The following is an 11582-nucleotide window of genomic DNA, read 5'->3' as shown; positions in this document are numbered from 1 at the left end:
GGAATGAACGATATGTCCAGCACTGCCAGCCCCGCCGCCAGCCGCCAGCGCGATATCATCGATCTGGGCGCTGCGCCTGCGCGCCCTATCGCGCCGGAAACCCCTGCGGACGGTGAGGGGGCGATCCCGGCAGAGGAAATCGCGCGTATCACCGATGATGTGGTCGCCGCGCTCAAGCAGGTGCATGACCCGGAAATCCCGGTCGACATCTATGAGCTGGGCCTGATCTACAAGGTCGATCTGGAAGACGATCGTACGCTGAAGGTGGAGATGACGCTGACCGCGCCTGGCTGCCCGGTGGCTGGCGAGATGCCCGGCTGGGTGCAGGATGCCTGCAATACGGTCGACGGGGTGGAGCGCACGGAAGTGAGCCTCACCTTCGACCCGCCGTGGACGCCGGACCGGATGACCGACGAAGCCCGCCTGCAACTGAATATGCTCTAGGAGCCAATGACATGGTTCGTGAACGCCCCAAACCCGTCACTCTCACCGAAACCGCTGCGGAGCGCGTGCGCGCGCTGATGGCGCGTGAGGGCAAGGGCTTCCTGCGCGTAGGCGTAAAGAATGGCGGCTGCGCGGGCATGGAATACACGATGGACTATGTCGAGGCGCCTGCACCGCTGGACGAGCGGGTGGAAGATCAGGGCGTGGAGATCGTCATCGATTCCAAGGCGATCCTCTTCCTGCTCGGAAGCCAGATTGACTATGAAGTGACCCCGCTACACGCCAAATTCGTGTTCCGTAATCCCAACCAGACCGATGCGTGCGGGTGTGGCGAAAGCGTCACCATTATTCCTGTGGCTAGCGCCGTTTAGGCAACTTGCGTGCGCTGTCGCGGGTTTATAAACCCGGTGGCTGAATTTCGGGGGCTTGCATGCAACTTTTCTATTCGCCGACATCGCCTTACGCCCGTAAATGCCGGGCGTTGATCATCGAGAAGAGCCTCGAAAGCAAGATCGAACTGGTCGAAGTGTCGCCGCTGGATGATCCGGCGGCGTTGCACGCGGCCAATCCGCTTGGCAAGGTGCCGGCCCTGATCCGCAAGAGCGGTCCGGCGTTGATCAACTCCCCGCTGATCTGCGAGTTCATCGACACGCTCAATGATGACCGCTGGATTCCCGCCAATGGTGAGAGCCGCATTCTGGTCCTGCGTCAGCAAGCGGTTGCAGACGGGCTGATGGACCTGACGATCGGCCGGCGGATCGAGAAGAACCGGGACGCAAAGCTGCAATACCCGCTCTGGGTTGAGCGCTGGGAACGGGGCATTGCCCGCACGCTGGAGCAGCTGGATCGTGAGCGTGGCCAGTTTGAGCGGTCGGTGGATCACGGTGCGCTCTCGATTGCCGTGGCGCTTTCCTATCTTGATCTGAGATATGCAGAGCTAGACTGGCGTACGGCTCATCCGGAACTTGGCGCATTTCTGGAGCGCTGGGAGCAGCGTGACAGCATCAGGCTTACCGCTCCTCCAACCAGCGCCTAAAACGCTGCGGCTCCCAGCTGGCGGATGCGTGCCTCAGCTCGTGCCGAGCATAGCCACGCGATCAGGCCCATGAGCGAGAACAATATTCCGGCAAAGGCCGCGATGGAATCCGGCAGCAGGAATGCCAGCGCGATAACGGCAAGGCTCAAACCTGTGGTGCCGAGGCTGAACTCGATCTCGAACCGCGTCCAGCTTCTCTCCTGAGTGGTCAGCTCCAACGCATCGGCGTGCCGCAGGGCGTGCGCGTAAAGCAAGGCGAATACGCCATACACCGCGCCGAAGAACCCGCCATAGATAGCGTAAAGTACCGGCACCTGCGTCAGGGTCAGGACGCCGGTGACCTCCTCGACATTGCCAAACCCGCCCGTGAAATAATTCACGACGAAATCCGTCATGAATTTCAATGGGTAGATGTAGATCAGCACGAGGAAGAGGAGCAGGGCGTTGAGTGCGGTCACGGTGGCGTCGTCCAGCCCGTAACGCCGGAAGAAGACGTGATGGGTCCGCCATATCAGCAGCACCAGCGCAAAGCAGACGGCAATGGATATCGCTCCGCGCCAGAGTCCTACCAGCTCATCGAATGAGGAGGGGATGGACTGCAGCGCCGCCAGGGTCAGCACCAGTGCGAAAATTATGTCGGAGAGGTTCTCCAACCGCGAGACGTTCTCGCCGCGCCACCGGAATTGTGTTTCGCCTGTACGCTGCTGCACCATAGCAAAAATGCACCCCCGGGGACCGAAGATGCATTCTCGTTTGAAACCGCAATTATGGGAAGCAATTTACCGGGGCTGATTACGCCGCCGCCACCCCGGCATTGTCTTGAACATTATCCACTGTGACGCGGTTCCGGCCGGTCTGCTTGGACTTGTAAAGATTACTGTCTGACCGTTCGATGAGGCTCTCCACGGATTCGCCAGACAGGTGTTGGGACACGCCCATGGACACAGTTATGTGGCCGAGGTCCTCATTCGTAGACTTACGCAGGAGCCGTTTGGACTCGACCGTCGCACGGACTTTCTCGGCGACTTCGGCGGCGTCCGCCAAACGTGTCTTCGGCATGACGATGGCAAATTCCTCGCCGCCATAGCGCGCGACGATGTGTGTGTCTTTTGCAAAGCGGGAGAGGCAGGCCGCGACAAAGCGGATGATCTGATCGCCGGTCTGGTGACCCCAGGTGTCGTTGAAGCGTTTGAAGTGGTCGATATCGCACAGCACCAGACAGAAATCGTCACCCTGCAGGTCGGAATCGCGGCGAGCCTTGCGCATGGATTCGTCAAAACGTTTGCGATTGGCCAGGCCCGTCAGGGCATCGGTCATCGCCTCTTCGCGGACCTTTTCGAGATTGCCGCGCAGCTGGTTCACCTCGACGGAGGTTTCCTGCAGGCGGCGCTCCAGCTCCCTTGAACGGCGCTGCATGCGGGCGGTGGCAGAGACCAGGCCCTCCACCATGCGCTTGAAGGTTACCGTGTCTGTGGCGTCGCCCAGCTGGCCAGAGGCACCGGCCAGCGCCTCGCCGTAAGCGGCGGTGTCGCGTTCGGCTGCTTCCAGGGTTTTTACCACGGCCCCGAGTTCCCGGCTCATCGCACCGCCGGTATCAAGAACAGCGTCCTGAATGCGTTTGAACGTGAAATGGCGGTCATAGAGCTCGTCGCAGAGCTCGTCGTCGATCGGCCCGCCCTTGTCCACGGCGCTCTGGAGTGCCTCCGACAGCTCGGGGATGGAGTCAGAGACATAGGCGACCCAGACGGCATAGTTTTGGGGGGTGGGAGCAACTTGGTGCTCGACCATCAGATCCAGCGCGCGGCGCGCCAGATCAAAACCTTCATGTGTTTGCAAGCGACCGTTCACGTGAATTTCCCCATTTTCTCGGACCGACTTCTTCGGACCAATGACTCCCTTGAGAAGGGAGATTAGGGGCGTTTTGGAAAGATGCGGTAAACGCGGTCACCGAATTTTGTATTATTTTCGGGCCTAGCCGAACGCCGAACGCAAGAGGAACTCGGGCACGTGATCGCCAAAGCCGGCCGCTTCAACGTCATCATTCTTGCTCGCGGGCTTTGCCCGTTTGCCTTTTTGTGCATCGTTCGCCGGCGCAGGAGCAGGGGCGTCGGCCGAAGCCTTGGCCGCGGCCTGGTCATCGGGCTTGTCAGCTGCGGGGCGCGTCCGGGAACGGCCGCCCCGGCGTGAACGGGCTGCCTTCACCTCGCCTTCGGAACCGTCCGCCCCGGCGGGCGCGGTAGAGGGCGCCGCAGTGCCATCAAGCACCAGCGTCTCTGGCTCTGACCCGATGAGCTTCACCACATTGGCCAGCGACTTCTTGTCTTCGCCTGTGACAAGCGTGATGGATTCACCCGTCAGGCCGGCGCGGCCGGTGCGCCCGATACGGTGCACATAGTCATCGGCATTGCGCGGGATATCGAAATTGAAGACGTGGCTTACCGCCGGAATATCCAGGCCGCGCGCAGCCACATCGGAGGCCACGAGTATACGTACGGCGCCGGATTTGAAGTCTTCCAGCGTTTTCATGCGCTGCGCCTGCGCCAGATCCCCATGGATCGGCGCCGCAGAGAAGCCGTGACGCTGCAGGGACCGGGCAACGATATCCACATCGCGCTTGCGGTTGCAGAACACGATGCCGTTCTTCACGCCGTCGCGATTGATCGCTGCGCGTAATGCGGCGCGTTTGCCTTTCGGGGAACCGTCAGAAACGCGCACGATGTATTGCTTGATTGTCTCTGCCGTCTGCGCCGGGCGGGATACTTCCACACGCTGCGGGTCTTTCAGGAAGGTGTTCACGATGCGCACGATCTCGTTGGGCATCGTGGCGGAGAAGAACAGCGTCTGGCGGCGCGGCGGCACCAGCGAGAAAATGCGCTCGATATCCGGGATGAAGCCCATGTCCAGCATGCGGTCGGCTTCGTCGACGATCATGATCTCGATGCCCATAAGCATCAGACCACCGCGTTCAAAATGGTCCAGCAGACGGCCGGGCGTCGCGATGAGAATGTCTGCGCCCTTGTCGAGAATCTCTTTTTGCGGCTGGAAGGCCACCCCGCCAATCAGCAGCGCCATGGTCAGCTTGTGGTTCTTCGCGTAGAGGCGGACATTCTGTGCCACCTGGTCGGCGAGTTCGCGCGTCGGGCATAGAATAAGGGAGCGCGGCATGCGTGCACGGGCACGGCCACGCGACAGGCGTTCGATGAGCGGCAGGGTGAAGGAGGCGGTCTTGCCCGTACCCGTCTGGGCAATGCCCAGAACGTCGCGTCCGGTCAATGCCACCGGAATGGCACCGGCCTGAATGGGGGTAGGGGCGGTATAGCCAGCGTCCTTGATGGCTGCCAGCAGGTTCGGGCTCAAGCCCAGATCATCAAAAGTCATGCGCCTCATATCCGCCCCGCCATTATGGCACGGGGCGCGCTATCGTACGTTCGGGCGGATTACGCGGATCGCAAGCCGCTTGCGTCGCGCAACATAGGCGCGCGCCATTGGGTGTCAACGCGTCCTAGCGCAGACGTGATGTATCAGTGCCGCACTGTGGCTTAACGCCCATACCTGCGGCAGCGATTCTCTCTAGTGGCGATAGCCATACTGGCCGTTTGGCACCTGCTCGGCATAGCGCTCTGCCAGACGTGACTGGCGCGAGACCAGGGACTGGTTCTCGCCGTCAATGATGACGGCCACGGGAGCGCTCATCACCTCCAGCGGGTCACCATCCCAGACCACCACATCGCCGGCATAACCCTCTGCGAGGGCCCCATAACGGTCGCCTACGCCGTGGATCTCGGCCGGGGTGATTGTGATGGCGCGGAAGGCATCCTCCCAGCTAGCGCCATTGGCAACCGCATTGCCTGCGTGCTGGGTGATCAGGCGCGGGTTGAAATAGAGGTCTGCGCTGATTGTGGTGTAGGCGGTTTGCACGCCTGCGGCATGCAGGCGGGCAGGGGCGTCCAGGCGTGCCGCAAGCACGTCAAAGCTGGCCGGCAGGTTACGCAAGGGGTCGATGATGACGGGAATGCCCGCTGCAGCGATTTCGTCGGCGACCATCCAGCTTTCCGCCGCGCCGACCAGAATGAAGCGCGCTGACGGATGCTGCTGGGCAAAGCGCAGGGCACGGCGGATGTCGGATGCGCGTTCCACCTGAAGGGCAATCGGGATTTCGCCGCGCACGGCAGACACCAGGGCTGCCGCATCGAAACGGTTGATGGCATCGCCCTCATGGTGGGACATGAAGCGTCCGGGGTAGAAGCGGGCATCCTCAAAGGCTGCGCGCAGATAGGCCCAGGCCGCGTTGCGTGATCCGCCAGCGGTCTGTGCGCCCGATTGCGACAGGTCGATATAGAGGAAGGTGCGGTCGTCAAAGAGCGAATCCGGCCTGCCGGAGCTGTTGGCCAGTGCGCCGCGCCCGCCAATCACGCCGCGTGCAGTGGAGGGGAATACCGCAAAGCGGGTAATCCCCCGGCGGCGGCTGTCCGGGATGTGTCCGCCGGAGGGGTTGAATCCGTCGGCCACATCGATCGCGGCGGTAAAGCTGGCCCCCGGCGCCGACACGTCGGAGGTGGTGCTTTCAAGACCCACCTCAATCAGGCCAAGCTGGGTGTGCGGGTGGAAGATGCCCGGCGTGATCCAGCCGCCATTGGCGTCGATGGTGTCGATGCCGGCGGGAATGGCGATATTCGCGCCAGCGGCCACGATAACGCCGTCGCGGATGAGGACTGAGCCGTTTTCGACAATGCCGGCATCGCTATTGGTCACGACCCGGCCATTGGTGACGGCAATGGTCTGGGCCGAGGCCGCGCCAAGACTGATGGCGGCGAGGGCGGCTGCGGAGATCATGGATTTCAACATCTTACAGCACTCCTTCGCCGGGCTGGCCGAGGGTGAAATCGCGTACGGTGCGCCGGGCCGGGTCTTCGCGGTCAAACATCAGCGCGCCGTCGATATAGACGTGGTCGGCAACGGCGTAGCTGGAGAAGGGATGGGCCGACCAGAGCACGACATCGGCGCGCTTGCCCGCTTCCAGCGAGCCCGTCTCGTCGAAAATGCCAAGCCCGCGTGCGGGGTTCGAGGTGAACCAGGCGACGGCCTCGCCATCTGTGACCTCAATGCCGAGCCGCCGTCCGGCGGCGAGCGCCTTGGCTACCTCCTGATTGAGGCGCTGGATGCCCAGCTGGTCGTCGGAATGGATCATCGCGCACGCGCCTGCGGCGTGAACGAGGGCGAGGTTTTCGTTGATTGAGTCATAGGCTTCCATCTTGAACCCGCCCCAGTCGGCCCACACGGCCGCGCAGACGTCATCTTCGGCCAGCAGATCGCCGATCTTGTAGGCCTCGACCGCGTGATGGAATGTGGTGATGCGGTAGTCGAACTCCCGCGCCATATCGAGCACCAGCGCCATTTCATCAGCGCGGTAGCAGTGCATCTGGATGAGGATTTCGCCTTCCAGAACGCCCATCAGCGTATCCAGCTCCAGATTGCGGGTGGGCGGGGTGGCGTCGGCATCGCCGGCGTCCCAGTAACGCTGCCAGCTGCGGCGGTATTCCACTGCGCGCTGCCAGGCCTCGCGGTATCCGGCCATATTGCCCATGCGCGAACCGGGCGCACGGCCCTGTCCGCCATAGACGCGTTTTGGGTTCTCCCCGCAGGCCATTTTCAACGTGTAGGGGGCATCAGGAAACTTCATGCCCTGCACGGTACGCGAAGGCACATTGCGCAAGGTGATGCCGCGTCCGCCAAAGAGGTTGGCCGAGCCCGGCAGGACATGCAGCGTGGTCACGCCGCCGGCCAGAGCCGCGTCAAAGCCCGGATCCTGAGGCCAGACGCCGTGCTCGGCCCAGACCTCTGCCGTCACCGGGCTGGTGATCTCGTTGCCGTCATTGTGAGCGCTGACACCGGGGGAGGGGTAGACGCCCAGATGGGAGTGGATATCGATGACGCCGGGGGTCACATAGCGCCCGCGCCCGTCAATGATGGTTGCGCCTTCTGGCGCCTCAAGGCCTTCTCCGATACCGGCAATGCGCCCGTCCTGCATGAGGACGTCGTAGTTTTCAAACTCGCCGCCAAGCCCGTCAAACACGGTCGCGCCCTGAATGAGCACCACTTCAGAGGGGAAGGGCGTGTAAGTGGAGGGGTAGGGGTCCGGGTTGAAGCGGACAAGCCCGTCGCCATTGCCAGTGCTGGCGCCGTTGCCGTTCGTGGTCTCGCCAGCATCGCCATTACAGGCGGCAAGACCGAGGGCCGCCAGCCCCGCTAGTGCGCCCGCCATCATCGGCCATAGCGCGCCCTTTTCCCGTGAACCGTGTATCGCCACCGTTCAACCCTCCCCGGATAATTGCGTTGCGGGCACGTTCGCCGGAATCCGCCGCAGGGGGAAGGGGGTTATTGTGTTACATCGCAGGGAGTTGAGCGGATAAACACTACAAATCAATCGCTTCCACGAAGGGCGCGTGTTCCTGGATGTACTGGAAGCGAAGCTCTGCCTTCTTGCCCATCAGGGTTTCAACCAGATCATCGGCCTCCTCGCGGAAGGCGTCATCAATGGTCACGCGCGCGAGTGAGCGCGTCTGCGGGTTCATCGTGGTGGCTTTCAGTTGCGGCGGCGTCATCTCGCCAAGGCCTTTGAAGCGGCCAAGCTCCACGCGCTTGCCCTTGAACTCGCCATTCATAATGGCGTCCTTCTCTGCGTCGTCCTGTGCGTAGAGGGTCTTCGCCCCGACGGTCAGGCGATAGAGGGGCGGCTGGGCCATGAAGAGGCGTCCGCTCTCGATCAGGCCCGGCGTGAAGCGGTAGAAGAAGGTGGCCAGAAGCGCTGCGATATGCGCGCCGTCCACGTCCGCGTCGCACATGATGATGACGCGCTCATAGCGCAGATCATCAAGATCGAACTTCGAGCCCGGACGCGTGCCGAGCGCCAGCATCAGATCGGAGATTTCCTGATTGGCGGCGATCTTGTCCGGGGTTGCCGAGGCAACGTTCAGGATCTTGCCGCGCAAGGGCAGGATGGCTTGCGTCTTGCGGTCGCGCGCCTGCTTGGCCGAGCCGCCGGCGGAATCGCCCTCGACGAGGAAGATTTCGGTCCCGTCGGCGCCGGAGGTGGAACAGTCAGCCAGCTTGCCGGGAAGGCGCAGGCGGCGCGTGGCGCTCTGGCGCTGGACTTCCTTTTCCTTCTTCTTCTTCAGCCGGTCTTCGGCGCGCTCTACCGCCCAGTCAATCAGGCGTGCGGCTTCCTTCGGCCGGGCCGCGAGCCAGTGGTCGAAACGGTCCCGGATGGCATTCTCCACAAGGCGCTGCGCCTCAGGTGTGGAAAGCCGGTCCTTGGTCTGGCCCTGAAATTCAGGGTCTTTGAGGAAGATCGAAACCAGCACACCCGCCCCGCCCATCACATCGTCGGGCGTGATAAGGCCCGCCTTGCGATTGCCCGCCAACTCGGCGTGTGCTTTGAGGCTCTTCGAGAGCGCGGCGCGCAGGCCCGCCTCGTGCGTACCGCCTTGCGGGGTCGGCACGGTGTTGCAGTAGGAGTTGGAAAAACTGTCATGCTCGCCAAATCCGTTGGCGGAGAAGCCTACGGCCCATTCCACCGCGCCCATGCGCCCTTCGGAGCGCTCGACACGGCCTGAGAAGCTTTCGGTGACGAGGGCTGCGCCTTTGACCAGCTCTTCAAGGTGATCGGCCAGCCCGCCGGGGAAGGACAGCACGGCCTCAGGGGGCGTGGCCGTGCCTTCGACCAGCTCAGGCACGCACGACCAGCGTATCTCTACACCCCGGCGCAGGAATGCCTTGGAGCGTGACATGGCAAACAGGCGCGCGGGCTTGAAATGGGCGCGGCTGCCGAAAATCTCGTGATCAGGCTTGAAGCGGATTTTGGTGCCGCGCCGGTTGGGCGCTGCGCCAAGCTTTTCCAGACTGCCGAGCGGCGTGCCGCGCGAGAAACTGAGGCCCCAGAGCGTGCGGTCGCGCGCCACTTCCACTTCGACGCGTTCCGAGAGTGCGTTGACGACGGAGATGCCCACCCCGTGCAGGCCGCCTGCGGTCTGGTAGGCCTTGTCGGAGAACTTGCCGCCTGAGTGCAGCGTGGTCATCACGATTTCCAGCGCCGACTTGCCGGGAAATTTCGGGTGCTCGTCTACGGGAATGCCCCGGCCATTATCGGTAACGGTGACGAAGCCTTCCTCATCAAGACGCACCTCGATCCGGTCGGCGTGCCCTGCCACGGCCTCGTCCATCGCGTTGTCCAGCACTTCGGCGAAGAGGTGATGCAGCGCGCGCTCATCGGTGCCGCCGATATACATGCCCGGCCGCTTGCGCACCGGCTCCAGCCCTTCAAGCACCTCAATGGAGGAGGCGTTGTAGCCCGGCTGCGGCGGTGGTGGCGGAGCAGGGGAGGCTACTGGCGCACGCGGCGCAGAGGGCTCTGCTGCCGCCTTCACGGGCTCAGGCTCTGCACGCGGAGCGGGCGAGGCGGGCTTCGGGGCAGGCGCGCCGCCGCCGAACAGGTCATTTTGCGAATCGTGGGTCATCACCCCTCAACTTGCCCTAGCCGAAACCGATTGGGGAGGGAGCAGGCGCAGGCTGAGGGCAGGTTCAGGCCGTCCCGCGCGCTGCATGATCTGTGATCTGGGCGACAATTTCCGGCCAGTCATCCGGGTGCAGCTCATGGCCAGCGCCTTCCATCATGATCAGCCGGGAGTGAGGGGTGGCACGCGTAATAGCCTGCGCATGAGCCGGGTCGATGACGATGTCATGGTCACCATGAATCACCAGAACCCGAGTACGGATATCATGCGTTCGGTCTGCCCAAGGCGAGGCGCCGTCAAGGTTTGCATGATTAAAACGGCTTAGCAGATTGACGGCGCGGTCAAATTCCGCCCGCGCCAGCTCGGCATAAGCCTGCAGGCGTGGTGGACGCATGCTGGAGCCGGTTACGACGCTTAACCGGGCAAGGAAATCTGTGGCGCTGTCCCGGTCTTGCCAGTCCACCTCGCCGAGCGAATTGAAACAGTCCAGTATTTCTGGCGAGATGGGCCGGGTTTCCACACCGGGGTCACCAAAGATTTCCGAGGCAATGAGTGTGAGCGTGCGCACGCGGTCCGGGTTGCGCAGCGCTATCAGCTGGCTGAGCAGGCCGCCGAGCGACATGCCGGCAATGTGCGCGCTGTCCCAGCCGAAACGGTCCATCACGGCCAGCGCATCGTCCGCCATGTCGTGGATGCTGTAGGCCGCTTGTCCGGGCGGCACGCATGTGGAGCGCCCGGTATCGCGATGATCGAACCGAACGGCGTAAAACCCGGCTTTCGCAAACGCTTCCATCAGCCCGTGGGGCCACCATAGCATCGACGCGGTTGCGCCCATGATTAGGAGGAGCGGTTCACCCTCAGGATCGCCAAAGCCCTGTGCGCAGATTTTAACCGATCCGTTATCTACGAAAATCTCATCTTGCATGGCCCGGTAACTCCAACACCCTGGCTGATGCTCAATGCCTCAGCGAATTCGTCTACCGGAACCAGCGGCTGCTACGTTGGCAGGATCGCAGCTGGCTATCATAGCGGCGGGCATCGGCCTCCACCTGGCTGGCGGCGCGTTGCAGCCAGGCTTTGGAATGGTGCGTGCCGCGATTATAGCCGGTATGACCCTCATGGTAGGCAAAGTAGAGATTGCGCGGATCATCCAGCGAGATGCGTGACAGGCGCTGGCTCATTGAGGCGTACCAGCCGATGAAATCAACCGCGTCGGCGAAGTTCGTCCGGCGGGCAGAGCGGTTGCCGGTCTGTTCGCGATACCAGTCCCATGTGCCGTCGAGCGCCTGGGCATAACCATGTGCCGATGAGGCACGGGGGCCCGGAAGCACGATCAGCCTGCGGGTACGGGGCGGGCGGGCATTGGCGACAAAACTGGATTCGCGGTTCACGAAGGCCAGCTGCGTGCCCTGGGACAGCCCCCAGCGGCGCTCGGCCCGTTCGGTCGCGCGGCGCCAAGCCGGATACTGGGCGAAAATCGAACAGGCGTTCTGCACCTGCGTCGGGGGCGCGCGATGGCTGCAGGCGGCCACGAGAGTTGCCGCCGTCAGAAGCGCAAAGAGAAGGGCCAGACGTATAACCATGGCCAGAGT

11 protein-coding genes are annotated in these 11582 nt (G+C 62.9%); 3 read left to right on the top strand and 8 right to left on the bottom strand.

From position 1 onward, the window contains the following. Positions 1–3 precede the first annotated feature (3 nt). From ACTIGC_RS07235 to ACTIGC_RS07225, 3 genes are read left to right on the top strand one after another with little or no spacing between them, the layout of a single operon-like run. Positions 4–444, top strand: a complete 441-nt coding sequence (locus ACTIGC_RS07235; protein WP_439633942.1) for an SUF system Fe-S cluster assembly protein — start codon at positions 4–6, stop codon at positions 442–444. A gap of 11 nt (positions 445–455) precedes the next feature. Then, positions 456–815 carry a HesB/IscA family protein gene (locus tag ACTIGC_RS07230; RefSeq protein WP_439633762.1) on the top strand — a complete coding sequence of 120 codons (360 nt, stop codon included), beginning with the start codon at positions 456–458 and terminating at the stop codon, positions 813–815. Between the two features lie 59 nt (positions 816–874). Next, positions 875–1480, top strand: coding sequence for a glutathione S-transferase (locus tag ACTIGC_RS07225; RefSeq protein WP_439633761.1), 606 nt, complete (start codon positions 875–877; stop codon positions 1478–1480). Here the strand turns inward: ACTIGC_RS07225 and ACTIGC_RS07220 are convergent. The 8 genes from ACTIGC_RS07220 to ACTIGC_RS07185 form a co-directional block, all read right to left on the bottom strand. Continuing rightward, positions 1477–2193 (bottom strand): TMEM175 family protein, encoded by a 717-nt coding sequence (locus ACTIGC_RS07220; RefSeq protein ID WP_439633760.1) that lies wholly within the window; start codon positions 2191–2193, stop codon positions 1477–1479. The genes ACTIGC_RS07225 and ACTIGC_RS07220 overlap by 4 nt on opposite strands. A gap of 79 nt (positions 2194–2272) precedes the next feature. Beyond that, positions 2273–3316, bottom strand: coding sequence for a GGDEF domain-containing protein (locus tag ACTIGC_RS07215; RefSeq protein ID WP_439633759.1), 1044 nt, complete (start codon positions 3314–3316; stop codon positions 2273–2275). A 135-nt stretch (positions 3317–3451) separates the two neighbouring features. After that, positions 3452–4858 carry a DEAD/DEAH box helicase gene (locus ACTIGC_RS07210; protein ID WP_439633941.1) on the bottom strand — a complete coding sequence of 469 codons (1407 nt, stop codon included), beginning with the start codon at positions 4856–4858 and terminating at the stop codon, positions 3452–3454. 192 nt (positions 4859–5050) lie between these two features. Then, entirely contained in the window at positions 5051–6325 is a 1275-nt protein-coding gene (locus ACTIGC_RS07205) for an amidohydrolase family protein (protein ID WP_439633758.1), read from the bottom strand. Position 6326: 1 nt separating this feature from the next. Then, complete coding sequence (locus tag ACTIGC_RS07200) at positions 6327–7745, bottom strand: amidohydrolase family protein (protein ID WP_439633940.1); 1419 nt, start codon at positions 7743–7745, stop codon at positions 6327–6329. Between the two features lie 148 nt (positions 7746–7893). Continuing rightward, the gene (gene parE, locus ACTIGC_RS07195) at positions 7894–9996 is read right to left on the bottom strand and encodes a DNA topoisomerase IV subunit B (protein WP_439633757.1); all 2103 of its coding nucleotides are present in this window, start codon (positions 9994–9996) and stop codon (positions 7894–7896) included. A 61-nt stretch (positions 9997–10057) separates the two neighbouring features. Beyond that, the gene (locus ACTIGC_RS07190; RefSeq protein WP_439633756.1) at positions 10058–10915 is read right to left on the bottom strand and encodes an alpha/beta fold hydrolase; all 858 of its coding nucleotides are present in this window, start codon (positions 10913–10915) and stop codon (positions 10058–10060) included. Between the two features lie 52 nt (positions 10916–10967). After that, a complete protein-coding gene (locus tag ACTIGC_RS07185) occupies positions 10968–11573 on the bottom strand; it encodes a hypothetical protein (protein WP_439633755.1) in 606 nt (201 codons plus the stop codon). Between the last annotated feature and the right edge of the window lie 9 nt (positions 11574–11582).

Source organism: Glycocaulis sp. (genome assembly GCF_051859565.1).
Taxonomy (GTDB): Bacteria; Pseudomonadota; Alphaproteobacteria; order Caulobacterales; family Maricaulaceae; genus Glycocaulis.
This window is presented reverse-complemented; position numbering and strand designations above follow the sequence as displayed.